Here is a 14596-nt window from a genome sequence, read left to right on the forward strand (position 1 = left end):
CCGGCGCGCCGAGCGCGGGCCGAACCACTGGAATGGTCGGGTGCGCCTCGTGAACGGTGGGCCCGGCACTTCGCCGCCCGACGACTGTCTCGCCCGCAACGACTGGATCTGCGGCGAGTATCTGAGCACGCGTCGGCACATGCTGGTGGACGCCACCGTGCAGCATGTGGAGATCACGCTCGTTGCCGTCGCCATCGCCGTTGTCATCGCCGTGCCGCTCGCGCTGCTCGCGCGGCGGTGGGGCTGGGCCGCCGGGCCCGTGCTCGCCCTGACGACCGTGCTCTACACGATTCCATCGCTCGCGATGTTCTCGTTGCTGCTGCCCGTGTACGGGCTTTCCGCCACGCTGGTCATCGCCGGGCTCGTGCTCTACTCGCTCACCCTCCTCGTACGGAACATCCTCGCCGGGCTGCGGTCCGTGCCCGAGGACACCCGGCAGGCCGCGCGCGGCATGGGGTACGGGCCGATCCGGCTCCTGCTGACGGTCGAGTTGCCGCTCGCCCTGCCGGCGGCGCTCGCCGGGCTGCGCATCGCGACCGTGTCCGCCGTCTCGCTCGTGACCGTCGGCGCCATCGTCGGCTACGGAGGACTCGGCAATCTCATCTACAGCGGCATGAACACGTACTTCAAGGCTCAGGTGCTCACCGCCTCCGTGCTGTGCGTCGTCATCGCGCTGGTCGCCGATGTGGTGCTGCTGGCCATCGGGCGTGCGCTCACCCCCTGGACGAGAGCGAGCCGCGCGTGAATCTCCTCTCCGACTCCTGGAACTGGCTCGCCGACTCCGCGAACTGGGCCGGCGACAACGGCGTCTGGCACCGGCTCGCCCAGCACGTGACCCTGACGGTTGTCTGCCTCCTCATCAGCTGTCTCATCGCCCTGCCGATCGCTCTTGTCCTCGGGCATCTCGGGAAGGGCGGAGCGCTCGCCGTCAACATCGCCAACGTGGGGCGCGCCGTGCCCACCTTCGCCGTGCTCGTGCTGTTGCTGCTCACGCCGCTCGGGCAGTACAGCGAGGGGCCCACCGTCGTCGCCCTCGTGCTGTTCGCGGTGCCGCCGCTGCTCACCAACGCGTACGTGGGAATGCGCGGCGTCGACCGGGAGGTCGTGCGGGCCGCGCGGGGCATGGGGATGACGGGGCGGCAGATGCTGCTGAGGGTCGAGGCGCCGCTCGCGCTGCCGATGATCCTCAACGGTGTGCGGATCGCCGCCGTGCAGCTCGTCGCCACGGCCACCATCGCCGCCATCGCCGGGGGTGGCGGGCTCGGGCGGATCATCACCGCCGGGTTCAATCTCGCGAGCACGCCGCAGGTGGTGGCGGGCGCCGTGCTCGTGGCCGTCTTCGCGCTCGTCGTCGAGGCGCTGTTCGAACTCGTCGAACGGTTCGGTCCCGGGTGGCTGCGGGGGAGGAGGGCCTGATGAGCGGGTTGTTGCGTCGAGTGGCCCTGCTCCTGGGGCTCCTGCTGCTCGTCGGCGGGTGCACCAGTGGGCCCTCCCTGGAGGACCAGGGCGAGGTGACCGCGCCGCCCGGCGACAGCAAGCACCTCGTCATCGGGTCCGCCGGATTCACCGAGAGCGATCTGCTCGCCAATATGTACGCGCTGCTGCTGAAGCAGGCGGGGTACGAGACCGAGCTGCTGTCCGTGGGCAACCGCGAGCTGTACGAGCCCGCCCTGGAGTCCGGGCAGATCGACGTCGTGCCCGAGTACGCCGCCACCTTCGCCGACTGGCTCAACGCCAAGAAGAACGGCGCCGACGCGAAGCCCGTCGGCTCGCCCGATCTCGACGCCACCATGAAGAGCCTGCGGGCGCTCGCCGCGCCCCGGGGGCTCGATGTGCTCGACGCGGGCAGGGCCGTCGACCAGAATGCGTTCGCGGTGACCGAGGCCTACGCGAAGAAGCACGACCTCAAGACGCTCAGCGACCTCGGGGCCTCCGGCCTGAAGGTGCGGATCGCCGCCGGGGACGAGTGCGTACAGCGCCCCTACTGCCAGCCAGGGTTGGAGAAGGTCTATGGCATCGACGTCACCGGGATCGACCCCAAGGGCGTCGGCACCACGCAGGCCAAGAACGCCGTGCAGAACGGGCAGGACCAGATGGTGCTCACTACGACCACCGACGCCACCCTCGGCGACTTCGGGCTCGTGCTGCTCGACGACGACAAGAAGCTGCAGAACGCCGACTACCTCGTGCCCGTCGTCAACCGCTCCCGGGCCGGAAACGAGAAGGTCGCGAAGGCGCTCGGCGCGCTCAACTCCGTCCTCACCACTGAGGACCTCGCCTCCATGAACCAGCAGGTCGACAGCTGGCGACGGCTGCCGGAGGACGTCGCGCGGACCTATCTGGAGGACAAGGGGCTGTTGCGGCAGGGCGGTTGAGAGGTGTGTACCGCGGCTCGGCGGGCAACCGGGGACTGACCGACCGCAACTGGGACACGTACAGGAAGCCGTATGAATCGAGCCGTCGTCGTCGGAGCGGGCGTCCTGGGCGCCTGCGTCGCTTACCACCTCGCCCGTTCGGGCGTCGAAGTCGTCGTCCTGGAGGAGTCGGGGCCCGCGTCCGGCACCTCCAGCGCCACCTTCGCCGCCGACGTCACCCACCTGAAGACCCCGCACACCTACTACCGGCTGAACCGGCAGGGCTCCGACGGCCACCGCGCCCTCGCCGAGGAACTCGACGGACCCACCTGGCGGCATCCGGTGCCGCTCGTGCAGTGGGCCGACAGCGAAGACGCGCAGCGCACACTGCACGAACGGGCGTCACGCGTACGGGAATGGGGCCACGACTGCCGCACCGCCCCGGCCTCCGTGCTCCGCGAGCTCGCGCCCGCCGCCGACCCGGCCGCCTGCACCGTCGACGAGGTCGTGGTGCACACCGGAACCGCCTGGTTCGACGCCCCGCACCTGGTGCACAGTTTGCTGGACGCGGCCGTACGCAGGCACGGCGCCGAGGCGTATTTCGGCGCCCGCGTCACCGGCCTGCTGCGCAGCGGCTCACGGGTCGTCGGGGCGGAGGTAGGGGAGCGCAGTTGGAGCGCGGACACCGTCGTGAACTGTGCGGGGCCCGCCGCCGACCAGATCGCCGCGCTCGCCGGGGCGCGACTGCCATTGCGGCACGTCCCCGGACTCGTCGCCGAGAGCGCGCCACTGACCGAGGCGCCGCTGACCGCGATCCTCTCCGCGCCCGGCATCGACCTGCGGCCCACGGCGGACGGCGGCGTGCTCGCGCTGTCGTGGGAGGTCGACGCGCGCCTGGAGGGTGCGGCCGTCGACGGCCTGCCCTCGGAGCTGCACCGTCGCGCGAGCACCGTCGTGCCGGGCCTGGGCGAGTCCCGGATCGCCGACGCGCGCATCGGCGTACGACCCGTGCCACTGGACGGGCTGCCGCTGGTCGGCGAGGCGGAATCCGCGCCCGGCCTGTACCACCTGGTGTCGCACAGCGCGGTGACGCTCGCCCCGGTGCTCGGCCGGCTCGCCGCGCAGGAGATCACGAGCGGGAGACCGCCCGAGGAACTGGACGCGTACCGTCCGGGCCGGGCGATCGGCGGTGACGTACAGGACGAGAATCTGCGGTCGATGAACAGCCACGGGCCAAACTCTCGACCTCAACCTTAGGGTTACGTTGGCCCGTGTCCGTAGAGGCCGGTCATGCCTTCGCGGAGCCCGGTCACGCGTCCGCCACCGAGTCGAACTCGACCTCGTCCCGCGCCACGCCCTGTGCGTCCGCGTCCACCGAGCGCCGCAGCGCCTCGTGCAGCTTGGCCGGGGTCAGGACGCCGAGGAAGCGGGCGTCGTCGAGGACCGCGACCCAGCCCGCGTCGTGCTGGAGCATCTCGCCGAATGCCTGCTTGAGGGGCGCGCCGACCGGCACCCATGCGCGCATCCGGTGGGCCAGATCGCCGATCCTGCCGTCGGGACCGGCGAGCGACGCTTCGTCGACGCCGACCCAACCGTGCAGGTCACCGCCCTCGTCGAGGACGACCGCCCACCGCACCCCGTCCTCGCGCATCCGGGCGGCGGCCCGCGCGGGAGACTCGTCGAAACGGGCCACCGACGGCTGCTCCAGATCGTCCGGCTCGATCTCGGTGACCGACAGGCGCTTCAGGCCCCGGTCCGCGCCGACGAACTCGGCGACGTACGGGGTGGCGGGCGAGCCGAGCACCGCGCCAGGAGTGTCGTACTGCTCGATGCGGCCTTCGCCGTACACCGCGATGCGGTCGCCGAGCCGTACCGCCTCCTCGATGTCGTGCGTGACGAGCAGGACCGTCTTGCGGACGGCGGCCTGCATCTTCAGGAACTCGTCCTGCAACTGTTCGCGCACCACCGGGTCGACCGCGCCGAACGGCTCGTCCATCAGGAGGACCGGCGGGTCGGCGGCGAGGGCGCGGGCGACCCCGACCCGCTGGCGCTGGCCGCCGGAGAGCTGCTCCGGGTAGCGGCTCCCGTACGTGGACGGGTCCAGGCCCACCAGGTCGAGCAGCTCGGCGGCGCGGGCCCTGGCCTTCGCCTTCTTCCAGCCGATGAGCGCGGGCACGGTCGCCGTGTTGTCGAGGATCGTGCGGTGCGGGAAGAGGCCGACCTGTTGGATGACGTAGCCGATGCGGCGGCGCAGCTGCACCGGGTCCACGCCGGAGATGTCCTCGCCCTCGACGTGGATGTGACCCGACGTCGGCTCGATCAGCCGATTCACCATCATCATTGTGGTGGTCTTGCCGCAGCCGGAGGGGCCGACGAGCGTGACCAGTTCACCCTCGTTCACCTCGAACGAGAGGTCGTTCACTGCCGTCGTGCCGTCCGCGTACCGCTTGGTGACATGGTCGAACCGGATCATGTCACCAACGCTAGCCGCGCCCTTCAGTCACTGCTCACCAGGACGACCTCCAGGGTGCGCGGTCCGTGCACGCCCTCGACGCGGTCGAGTTCGATGTCGCTGGTTGCGGACGGGCCCGAGACCCACGTCAGTGGGCGGGTGGGATCGAGCCGTTCGAGGGCCTGGGGGACCGAGGACACCACCTGGTCGGGGACCCGGACGACGCAGATGTGATGGTCGGGGACGAGGGTGATGCGGCGGCGGCCCTGGTCTCGGGAGCCGTCCAGGACGATCGTGCCGGTCTCGGCGATCGCCACGGCGCAGGCGGTGACGACGCTGTCGACCTGGTCGAGTTCGGCCGCGGTGTTCGTCTCCAGGTCGGGGACCTGCGCCGCGTCCGCCTCGGCCAGCCAGCCGTCCGGCAGCTCGGGCGGCACTGCCGCGGTCCGCGACCCGTGCCCGGCGAGGAGGCGTGCGAGGGTGGCCGGCAGTTCGTCGCTGGTGGCCCGGTGCACGATGGCCCGGTAGTCCGCGAGGTTCTCTGCGAGGAGTTCGACCGTCTGGTCGGTGGTGCGGGTGCCGTGTTCGCGCAGGTAGGCGCGGTCGATGTCCTTGGCGTACGACTCCGGGGCCTCGACGGGGCCGCCCAGCGCCCGGCGTACCCGGCCGAGGATGACGTCTCTGCTGCTGCTCACTTGTTCGTCTCCTTGCCGCCGTTGGTCCGTTTCCACCAGTCGCGGAAGGGTTCCGCGGGCACCGTGGGCAGGTCGCGGGTCGCCGTCCACGCCTTGCCGGGGCCGGGCACCGTACGCGGGTGGAAGCGCCGCGTGCGCGAGGCGAGGCGCTGGCCGGTGGCCAGGGCCGCCGGGTGGGTGAAGGCCCAGGTGGCGGCGCGCATCGCGGCGCGTTCGGCGGCGTGGCCCTTGGCCGGGCGGAGCATCACCTTGTTGCCCTGGCGGGTGGCGGGGCCGCCGGCGACCACGCGTTCGCGCAGGTGGACGAGGACCTCGGGGATGTCGATGGCGACGGGGCACACCTCGTAGCAGGCCCCGCACAGGGAGGACGCGTAAGGGAGCGAGGCGTCGATCTCGCTGCCGGTGCCGCGCAGTTGCGGGCTGAGGATGGCGCCGATAGGGCCCGGATAGACGGAGCCGTAGGCGTGGCCGCCGGCCCGCTCGTAGACCGGGCACACGTTCAGGCAGGCGGAGCAGCGGATGCAGCGCAGGGCCTGGCGGCCGACCTCGTCGGCGAGGGTGTCGGTGCGGCCGTTGTCGATGAGGACCAGGTGGAAGGTCTGCGGGCCGTCGGAGTCGGTGGTGCCCGTCCAGGTGGAGGTGTACGGGTTCATGCGCTCGGCCGTCGAGGAGCGCGGCAGCGTCTGGAGGAACACCTCCAGGTCCTGCCATGTCGGCACGATCTTCTCGATGCCGACGACCGAGATCAGCGTCTCGGGCAGCGTCAGACACATGCGGCCGTTGCCCTCGGACTCGACCACCACCAGGGTGCCGGTCTCGGCCACCATGAAGTTGGCGCCGGAGATACCGACCTTGGCGCGCAGGAACTTCTCGCGCAGGTGCAGGCGGGCCGCCTCGGCGAGTTCGGCGGGGGTGTCGGTGAGACCTTCCGGGGCCGGGCGGCCCCAACTGCCCATCTCCTTGCGGAAGATGTCACGGATCTCGCCCCGGTTGCGGTGGATGGCCGGGACCAGGATGTGCGAGGGGCGGTCGTCGCCGAGCTGGACGATGAGTTCGGCGAGGTCGGTCTCGTAGGCGTGGATGCCCTCGGCCTCGAGGTGCTCGTTGAGGCCGATCTCCTGGGTGGCCATCGACTTGACCTTGACGACCTCCGACTCGCCGGTCTCCCGGACCAGGCTCGTCACGATCCGGTTGGCCTCGTCGGCGTCGCGCGCCCAGTGCACGGTGCCGCCGGCGGCCGTGACCGACTCCTCCAGCTGGATGAGGTAGTGCTCCAGGTGGGCGAGGGTGTGGTCCTTGATCTCCTTGCCGGCCTGGCGAAGGCGTGCCCAGTCGTCGAGTTCGGCCACCGCGCGCTCGCGCTTGTCGCGGATGGTGTGCGTGGCGTGCTTCAGGTTGGCGCGCAGGGTGGTGTTGCGCACGGCGTCGTGCGCGGCCTTCGGGAAGGCCGGCATCCCTACGAATGTGCCGCCGCTCATGCCAGGGCCCCCTCTTCTGCCGTGCTGGCTTCTTCCGTGTTGGCGAGGATCTCGGCGATGTGGACCGGACGCATGCCGACCTTCAGGCGGGACATGGTGCCGCCGATGTGCATCAGGCAGGAGTTGTCGGCGGCGCACAGCACGTCCGCGCCCGTCGATTCGGCGTTGCGGACCTTGTCCGTGCCCATCGCCGACGACACGTCCGCGTTCTTCACCGCGAAGGTGCCGCCGAAGCCGCAGCACTCGGCCGCGCCCGGCAGCTCGGCCAGCTCAAGTCCCTTGACTTTGCTGAGCAGTTGCGTGGGGCGATCGCCGAGGCCGAGGGAGCGGAGCCCGTGGCAGGTGGGGTGGTAGGTCACTTTGTGCGGGTAGTACGCGCCGACATCCGTGACACCCAGCACGTCGACCAGGAACTCGGTCAGCTCGTACGTCTTCGGGATCACCGGCGCGAGTGTGGCCGCGAGGTGTCCGCCACGGCCCTCCGAGCGCGCCCGTTCGCCCATCCGCGGGTACAGCTCGCGGACCATCGCCGCGCACGAACCGGACGGCGTGATGATTGCGTCGTAATCACCCGAGGCGAGACCGGGACCGAAGGTGTCGGCGTAGTGGGTCGCCAGTGGCTCGGCCTCGCGGCGGTAGCCGGTGTTGTAGTGCGGCTGGCCGCAGCAGGTCTGCGCGGCGGGGAAGTCGACCTCCACGCCGAGCCTGTTGAGGAGCTTGACGACGGCGCGGCCCGTATCCGGGTAGAGCGTGTCGTTGACACAGGTCAGGAAGAGCGCGACACGCATCGGGGCCCCTTCGGTCGGTCGGAATCGGTCGGCGCGGGTGGTACGTCGGTGATCATCGGTCGGGTGCAGCGTACGTCGTGAGCGGGAGCTGGTCACGGGGTGCGGACGCGTGCCGCCGCCGCGTCCCATGCACCGCGGTCGCCGGTCGGCTCGTAGCGCGCCAGCGGCTGGGTGTCGGCGACGAGCCGACGCATCGCGGCCCGGTCGCCGATGACGCCGTCGGCCCGCGCCTGAACGAGTACGTTGCCCAGCGCCGCGCCCTCGGCGGGGCCCGCCACGACCGGCAACCCGCAGGCGTCGGCCGTGAGTTGGCAGAGCAGGGCGCCCCGGGCGCCGCCGCCGACGATGTGCACCACGTCGACCGGGCGGTCGGCGAGGCGGGCCGCGTCCTCGATGGCGCGGCGGTGGGCGAGGGCGAGCGAGTCGAGGATGCAGCGGGTGGTCTCGGCGCGGGTGCGGGGCTCCGGCTGGCCGGTGGTGCGGCAGGCGGCGGCGATCCGGTCGGGCATGCCGCCGGGCGGCAGGAACGTGGGATCGCCCGCGTCGACGACCGAGCGCAGCGGGGTCGCCTTCGCGGCCTCGTCGAGAAGCACGCTCAAGTCCGGCTCGTTCCAGGCACGTTGGCACTCCTGGAGCAGCCACAGGCCCATGATGTTGCGGAGGTAGCGGACCGTGCCGTCGATGCCGAGCTCGTTCGTGAAGTTCGCGGCGCGGCTCTCCTCCGTGAGGACGGGCGCGTCCAGTTCGAGGCCGGCGAGGGACCAGGTGCCGGTGCAGATGTACGCGAAGTTCTCCTCGGTCGCCGGGACCGCGGCCACGGCCGACGCGGTGTCGTGCGAGGCGACCGTCGTCACAGGGACGGGGCCGGTCAGGCCCGTCTCGTCGAGGACGTGGGGGAGGAGTTCGCCCGCGGGGTCGACGGGGCGGCGGATCGGGGCGAAGAGGTTCACGTCGATGCCGGCGCGGGCGGCGATGTCGTGGGCCCAGTCGCCGGTGCGGGGGTCGATGAGCTGGGTGGTGGAGGCGTTGGTGAGCTCGGTGCCCTGCTGTCCCGTCAGCCAGTACGTGAGGAGGTCCGGGATGAGCAACAGGCGTTGGGCGGCGGCGAGTTGTGCAGTGTCGCGGGCCGCCGTGAGCTGGTAGATCGTGTTGAACGGGACGTACTGGAGGCCGGTGGCCGCGTACAGCTCCGCCGGCGGGATCGTCGCCCACAGCTTCTCGGCGGTGTGGTCCGTGCGGGTGTCGCGGTAGTGGTACGGGTTGCCGAGGAGGGCGTTGTCCGCGTCGAGGAGGCCGTAGTCGACGGCCCAGCTGTCGATGCCGACGGAGCGGACCGGTCCGGTTTTCCGGAGGCCCTCCAGGATGCCCCCGTACAGCCCGAGGATGTCCCAGTGCAGGCCGTCGGTGGTGCGGACCGGGGTGTTCGGGAACCGGTGGGCCTCCGCCAGGGTCAGGGTGTCTCGGGTGACGCGGGCCGTCATGACCCGGCCGCTGGAGGCGCCCAGGTCTATCGCGGCGTAGGGGGTGGTGGGCATGAGGTTGGCCTTTGCGAGTGGGCGTGCGGTGGGAGGCGGGGGAGGGAGCCGCACCGGGGCAGGGCCACGCGTAACGGGCGCGCCGCACCGGGGTGCCGCCTCGCCCACCCTGCCGCTCAAGGCGGCAGATTGCCCAAGGCGGCGGGACGGCACGGTCTTTTGGAGCCCCTGCGGCGATTGAGCAGCGGGGTCCGGGGCGGAGCCCCGGGGTCAGCGGAGGAACGCTGCCGCTACACCTGCGTCCACGGGGACATGCAACCCCGTCGTGTGCGTAAGGTCCCCGCCGGTCAACGCGAACACGGCGTTGGCCACGTGTTCCGGCAACACCTCCCGCTTCAAAAGAGTCCGCTGCGCGTAGAACTCGCCCAGCTTCTCCTCCTCCACCCCGTACACCGCGGCGCGCTTCGCCCCCCAGCCCCCGGCGAAGATCCCGGACCCGCGCACCACGCCGTCCGGGTTGACCCCGTTGACCCGGATCCCGTCCCCGCCCAACTCCGCTGCCAGCAACCGCACTTGGTGCGCCTGGTCCGCCTTGGTCGCCGAGTACGCCACATTGTTCGGCCCGGCGAACACCGCGTTCTTGGAGGCGATGTAGACGATGTCGCCGCCCATCTCCTGCGCCCGCATCACCCGCGCCGCCTCGCGCGAGACGAGGAATGAACCGCGCGCCATGATGTCGTGCTGGAGATCCCAGTCCTTCGCCGTTGTCTCCAGGAGCGGCTTCGAGATGGAGATGCCCGCGTTGTTGACGACCAGGTCCACACCGCCGAAGGCCAGCGCCGCCGCCTTGAAGGCGTCCGCGATCTGCTCCTCGGACGTGACATCGACCGTCACAGCGACCGCCTTGTCGGGGCCGCCCAACTCCTCGGCCACCGCCGCCGCACCGTCCGCGTTGAGGTCGGCGACGACCACGCACGCGCCCTCGGCGACGAGCCGGTGCGCGATGGCCTTGCCGATGCCGGAGCCCGCGCCCGTCACCAGGGCCACCCGCGTGGCGAGCGGCTTCGGCTTCGGCATCCGCTGGAGCTTGGCCTCCTCCAGCGCCCAGTACTCGATGCGGAACTTCTCCGACTCCTCGATCGGCGCGTACGTCGAGACCGCCTCGGCGCCGCGCATCACATTGATGGCGTTGAGGTAGAACTCGCCCGCCACGCGCGCCGTCTGCTTGTCCTTGCCGAAGGAGAACATGCCCACACCCGGCACGAGCACGATCGCCGGGTCCGCGCCGCGCATCGCGGGGGAGTCGGGCGAGGCGTGCCGCTCGTAGTACGCCGCGTACTCGGTGCGGTAGTCGGCGTGCAGCTCCTTCAACCGCTCGGTCACCGCGTCGAGTTCGGCCGTGGGCGGCAGGTCGAGGACGAGAGGGCGGACCTTCGTACGAAGGAAGTGGTCAGGGCAGGAGGTGCCGAGCGCGGCGAGGCGCGGATGCTCGGCGCTGGCCAGGAAGTCCAGGACGGGGCCCGAGTCGTCGAAGTGGCCGACCTGCGGGCGGTCCGTGGACGCCAAACCCCGGATGAGCGGGGCGAGTTCGGCTGCCCGCGCACGGCGCTCGGCCGCGCCCGGCGCCGCGTAGCCCTCGATGACCGGGCCGAACGGCTCGTCCTTGCCGTGTTCGGCGAGGAAGGTCTCGGCGGTGCGGATCATGTAGAGCGAGTTGGCCTCGCACTCCTCGGCCGTGTCACCCCACGCGGTGATGCCGTGGCCGCCGAGGACGCAGCCGATCGCCGCCGGGTTGGCGGCCTTGATCGCGCCGATGTCCAGGCCGAGCTGGAAGCCGGGGCGCCTCCACGGCACCCACACGACCTTCTCGCCGAAGCACTCGGCGGTCAGCTTCTCGCCGTCGGCGGCGCAGGCCAGCGCGATACCGGAGTCGGGGTGCAGGTGGTCGACGTGCGCCGCATCCACCAGGCCGTGCATCGCTGTGTCGATGGACGGCGCGGCGCCGCCCTTGCCGTGCGAGCAGTAGTCGAACGCGGCGACCATCTCGTCCTCGCGCTCCACGCCCGGGTACACCTCGGTCAGCGCCTTGAGCCGGTCGACGCGCAGGACGGCGAGCCCGGCCTCCTTGAGCGTGCCCAGATCGCCGCCCGAGCCCTTGACCCACATCAGCTCGACGTCGCCGCCGGTGACCGGGTCCGTCTCGATGGCCTTGGCGGAGGTGTTCCCGCCGGCGTAGTTGGTGTTGCGGGGGTCGGCGCCGAGCCGGTTCGAGCGGTCGATGAGGGCGGCGACCTGAGGGTGCGTAGCCATGAAAGGTCCTAAATTCCTGAGGAGTTGAGGGCGGTGGTGTGTCGGGAGGTGGTTACGCGCCCCACCCCGCCTGCTCCCCACCGACCCGCTCGGCCACGATCCGCTCCTGCCACCCGGAGGCGGCGTACGCGGTGACGGGGTTCGCCGCGAGCCCCTGCTCCTCGCGCCACTCGGCGAGCAGCGGCCGCACGTCGGTGTTGTACGCGTCCATGATCACGGAGTTCGCGGTCAGGACATCGCCCGTTCCCTGCGCCGCGCTCAGCGCCTCGCGGTCCACGAGCAGCGCCTTGGCCGTCGCCTCCTGCACGTTCATCACGGAGCGGATGACCGCCGGGATCTTGGCCTCGATGTTGTGGCACTGGTCGAGCATGAAAGCGACGTTCGTGGCCGGATCGAAGCCGCCGTTCTTCGCGACCTCGTGCAGGATACGGAAGAGCTGGAACGGATCGGCGGCGCCCACCATCAGGTCGTCGTCCGCGTAGAAGCGGGAGTTGAAGTCGAAGCCGCCGAGCTTCTTCTCGCGCAGCAGCAGCGCCACGATGAACTCGATGTTCGTGCCGGGCGCGTGGTGGCCGGTGTCGACCACGACCTGCGCCTTGTCGCCGAGCTTGAGGCACTGCATGTAGGAGGTGCCCCAGTCAGGGACGTCCGTCGTGTAGAAGGCCGGCTCGAAGAACTTGTACTCCAGGAGCAGCCGCTGGTCGTCGCCGAGCCGCTCGTAGACGGCGGCGAGGGACTCGGCGAGGCGGTCCTGGCGGGCCACGATGTCGTCCTGGCCGGGGTAGTTGGTGCCATCCGCGAGCCAGATCTTCAGGTCCTTGGAACCCGTCGCGTCCATGACGTCGACGCATTCGAGGAGGTGGTCCAGTGCCTTGCGGCGCACCTTCGGGTCCGGGTGACAGACGCTGCCGAACTTGTAGTCGTCGTCCTGGAAGGTGTTGGAGTTGATGGTGCCGAGCTCGACACCGCGCTCCTTCGCGTACGCAGACAGGGCCGCATAGTCGTCGACCTTGTCCCACGGGATGTGCAGCGCGACCTTCGGGGCGATGCCGGTGAACTCGTGCACCTTCGCCGCGTCGTCCAGCTTCTCGTGGGGCGTGCGCGGCACACCGGCCTGGGCGAACACCTTGAACCGGGTGCCGGAGTTGCCGTAGCCCCAGGACGGCGTCTCGATCCGCTGGTTGGCGAGTGCGGCCTTCACGGCAGCGATGTCAGGCATGTCCACCTCTGAGTACACGGGTCTGCGAACCGTCTGCTGAATCGTCTGTGAATCGATTCATTGTGCAGCGAAGTTAGTCCTCCTCGTGAGGTGCGTCAAGGGGGTGGGTGACGACTCTCGTGCGTTACGAAATCGTTTCGTACGTCGTCGTATTCGGGCTGCCCAGACCCCTTGACCGGGGCGCCGGGGCGTGGCTAGCTTCCGGAACGTTTCACTGAAACATTTCACGTCGGGTGCCCTGCGAGTCACGTCGGGTGCTCTTCGACCCCCTGGAGACCTGTCATGACGCCACCTGAACCGGAGACCACTCCGGTGCTCGCCCTGGAGGGGGTGAGCAAGTCCTTCGGTGCCGTGCGCGCCCTGCGCGGTGTGTCGCTGAGCCTGCACGCCGGTGAGACGCACGCCCTCGCCGGCGAGAACGGCGCGGGAAAGTCGACGCTCATCAAGACCCTCGCCGGCGTGCACCGCCCGGACACCGGGACGGTTCTGCTCGACGGCTCCCCGGTCGAGTTCCACGGCCCCGCCGACGCCCGCGACGCCGGTGTCGCCGTCATCTACCAGGAGCCGACGCTCTTTCCCGACCTGTCCATCGCCGAGAACATCTTCATGGGCCGCCAGCCGCGCCGCTCCTTCGGCCGCGTCGACCACACCACGGTCAAAGAAGCCACCGCGGCCCTGTTCAAGCGGCTCGGCGTGGAGCTCGACCCAGACCAGCCGGCCCGCGGCCTGTCCATCGCCGACCAGCAGCTCGTCGAGATCGCCAAGGCGCTCTCCTTCGACGCCCGCGTGCTGATCATGGACGAGCCGACCGCCGCGCTCACCGGCAGCGAGGTGGCCCGCCTGTTCGGCGTCGTCCGCACGCTGCGCGAGCAGGGCGCCGCCGTGCTGTTCATCTCGCACCGCCTGGAGGAGATCTTCGAGCTGTGCCAGCGGGTGACGACGCTGCGCGACGGCGCGTGGGTGGCGAGCGAGCCGGTCGAAGGGCTCACCGAGGACGAGCTCGTACGCCGCATGGTCGGCCGCGACCTCGACGAGCTGTACCCCAAGCAGGCCACCGAACTCGGTGAAGTGGCCCTCAAGGTAAGCCGGTTGACCCGCGAGGGCGTGTTCACCGACGTGTCCTTCGAGGTGCGGCGCGGCGAGATCGTCGGCCTCGCCGGGCTCGTCGGCGCGGGCCGCAGCGAGGTGGCCCGCGCCGTCTTCGGCGTCGACCGCTTCGACGGCGGCGAGGTGGAGGTGCTCGGGCAGAAGCTCAAGCCCGGTGCGCCGAGCCTCGCCATGCACGCGGGCCTGGCCCTCGTCCCCGAGGACCGGCGCGCCCAGGGCCTCGTGATGGACATGTCCATCGAGCGGAACATCGGCCTGACCGGCTTCGCCGACACCTCCCGCGCGGGGTTCATGAGCCGCAGGGCGGAGCGCAGCCGGTCCCTGGACTGGTCGGTGAAACTCCAGGTCAAGTACGCGCGGCTCGCCGACGTCGTCGGCACGCTCTCCGGCGGCAACCAGCAGAAGGTCGTCCTCGCCAAGTGGCTCGCCACCGGCCCGCAGGTGCTCATCGTGGACGAGCCCACGCGCGGCATCGACGTCGGCACGAAGGCCGAGGTGCACCGCCTGCTGTCCTCGCTCGCGGCCGACGGCGTCGCCGTCCTGATGATCTCCTCCGACCTCCCCGAGATCCTCGGCATGGCCGACCGGGTGCTCGTGATGCACGAAGGCCGGCTCTCCGCCGAACTGCCGCGCGCCGAGGCGAACGAGGAGTCCGTGATGGCGGCGGCGACGGGGAGGGCGGCGTGACCACCATCCCCCTGCGGGCCGCCCGCACCGC

General features: G+C 70.8%; 12 protein-coding genes. 5 read left to right on the forward strand and 7 right to left on the reverse strand.

Features of this window, described 5'->3' with window-relative positions; genetic code table 11:
- The first annotated feature begins 40 nt into the window (after positions 1-40).
- The 4 genes from ACIRHA_RS07565 to ACIRHA_RS07580 all read left to right on the forward strand — a co-directional run bounded on the left by ACIRHA_RS07565 (position 41) and on the right by ACIRHA_RS07580 (position 3611).
- Positions 41-745, forward strand: coding sequence for an ABC transporter permease (locus tag ACIRHA_RS07565; RefSeq protein WP_403841067.1), 705 nt, complete (start codon positions 41-43; stop codon positions 743-745).
- Positions 742-1416: an ABC transporter permease gene (locus ACIRHA_RS07570; protein ID WP_403841069.1), complete on the forward strand. Its 675-nt coding sequence runs from the start codon at positions 742-744 to the stop codon at positions 1414-1416. The genes ACIRHA_RS07565 and ACIRHA_RS07570 overlap by 4 nt, the downstream gene beginning before the upstream one ends.
- A complete protein-coding gene (locus ACIRHA_RS07575) occupies positions 1416-2375 on the forward strand; it encodes an ABC transporter substrate-binding protein (RefSeq protein WP_403841071.1) in 960 nt (319 codons plus the stop codon). The genes ACIRHA_RS07570 and ACIRHA_RS07575 overlap by 1 nt, the downstream gene beginning before the upstream one ends.
- A 72-nt stretch (positions 2376-2447) precedes the next feature.
- Positions 2448-3611: an NAD(P)/FAD-dependent oxidoreductase gene (locus ACIRHA_RS07580; protein WP_403841073.1), complete on the forward strand. Its 1164-nt coding sequence runs from the start codon at positions 2448-2450 to the stop codon at positions 3609-3611.
- A gap of 52 nt (positions 3612-3663) precedes the next feature.
- On the opposite strand, the gene ACIRHA_RS07585 is transcribed toward ACIRHA_RS07580, so the two are convergent.
- From ACIRHA_RS07585 to rhaI, 7 genes are all read right to left on the reverse strand, one after another.
- Positions 3664-4827 carry an ABC transporter ATP-binding protein gene (locus tag ACIRHA_RS07585; RefSeq protein WP_403841075.1) on the reverse strand — a complete coding sequence of 388 codons (1164 nt, stop codon included), beginning with the start codon at positions 4825-4827 and terminating at the stop codon, positions 3664-3666.
- A gap of 23 nt (positions 4828-4850) precedes the next feature.
- Positions 4851-5501 carry a lactate utilization protein C gene (locus ACIRHA_RS07590; protein WP_403841077.1) on the reverse strand — a complete coding sequence of 217 codons (651 nt, stop codon included), beginning with the start codon at positions 5499-5501 and terminating at the stop codon, positions 4851-4853.
- Complete coding sequence (locus tag ACIRHA_RS07595; RefSeq protein WP_403841079.1) at positions 5498-6979, reverse strand: LutB/LldF family L-lactate oxidation iron-sulfur protein; 1482 nt, start codon at positions 6977-6979, stop codon at positions 5498-5500. Before ACIRHA_RS07595 ends, ACIRHA_RS07590 begins: the two co-directional genes overlap by 4 nt.
- Positions 6976-7767 (reverse strand): (Fe-S)-binding protein, encoded by a 792-nt coding sequence (locus ACIRHA_RS07600; RefSeq protein ID WP_403841082.1) that lies wholly within the window; start codon positions 7765-7767, stop codon positions 6976-6978. Before ACIRHA_RS07600 ends, ACIRHA_RS07595 begins: the two co-directional genes overlap by 4 nt.
- A gap of 92 nt (positions 7768-7859) precedes the next feature.
- On the reverse strand, positions 7860-9302 hold the full coding sequence (locus tag ACIRHA_RS07605) for a rhamnulokinase family protein (RefSeq protein ID WP_403841085.1): 1443 nt from the start codon (positions 9300-9302) through the stop codon (positions 7860-7862).
- 210 nt (positions 9303-9512) lie between these two features.
- On the reverse strand, positions 9513-11552 hold the full coding sequence (locus ACIRHA_RS07610; RefSeq protein ID WP_403841088.1) for a bifunctional aldolase/short-chain dehydrogenase: 2040 nt from the start codon (positions 11550-11552) through the stop codon (positions 9513-9515).
- A gap of 52 nt (positions 11553-11604) precedes the next feature.
- Positions 11605-12771: an L-rhamnose isomerase gene (gene rhaI, locus ACIRHA_RS07615; RefSeq protein ID WP_403841091.1), complete on the reverse strand. Its 1167-nt coding sequence runs from the start codon at positions 12769-12771 to the stop codon at positions 11605-11607.
- Positions 12772-13053: 282 nt separating this feature from the next.
- Between rhaI and ACIRHA_RS07620 the strand changes: the two genes are divergently transcribed.
- A complete protein-coding gene (locus tag ACIRHA_RS07620; RefSeq protein ID WP_403841094.1) occupies positions 13054-14565 on the forward strand; it encodes a sugar ABC transporter ATP-binding protein in 1512 nt (503 codons plus the stop codon).
- Positions 14566-14596: the final 31 nt, after the last annotated feature.

Origin of the sequence: Streptomyces sp. NPDC102360, from assembly GCF_044766085.1 — a bacterium.
In the GTDB taxonomy this organism is placed as follows: Bacteria; Actinomycetota; Actinomycetes; order Streptomycetales; family Streptomycetaceae; genus Streptomyces.

Bases quoted from the DNA above. Each gene is read 5' to 3' on its own strand.
- ACIRHA_RS07600 (WP_403841082.1), bottom strand. From the start codon at position 7,767: ATGCGTGTCGCGCTCTTCCTGACCTGTGTCAACGACACGCTCTACCCG.
- ACIRHA_RS07580 (WP_403841073.1), top strand. From the start codon at position 2,448: ATGAATCGAGCCGTCGTCGTCGGAGCGGGCGTCCTGGGCGCCTGCGTC.
- ACIRHA_RS07595 (WP_403841079.1), bottom strand. From the start codon at position 6,979: ATGAGCGGCGGCACATTCGTAGGGATGCCGGCCTTCCCGAAGGCCGCG.
- ACIRHA_RS07620 (WP_403841094.1), top strand. From the start codon at position 13,054: ATGACGCCACCTGAACCGGAGACCACTCCGGTGCTCGCCCTGGAGGGG.
- ACIRHA_RS07605 (WP_403841085.1), bottom strand. From the start codon at position 9,302: ATGCCCACCACCCCCTACGCCGCGATAGACCTGGGCGCCTCCAGCGGC.
- ACIRHA_RS07610 (WP_403841088.1), bottom strand. From the start codon at position 11,552: ATGGCTACGCACCCTCAGGTCGCCGCCCTCATCGACCGCTCGAACCGG.
- ACIRHA_RS07585 (WP_403841075.1), bottom strand. From the start codon at position 4,827: ATGATCCGGTTCGACCATGTCACCAAGCGGTACGCGGACGGCACGACG.
- rhaI (WP_403841091.1), bottom strand. From the start codon at position 12,771: ATGCCTGACATCGCTGCCGTGAAGGCCGCACTCGCCAACCAGCGGATC.
- ACIRHA_RS07575 (WP_403841071.1), top strand. From the start codon at position 1,416: ATGAGCGGGTTGTTGCGTCGAGTGGCCCTGCTCCTGGGGCTCCTGCTG.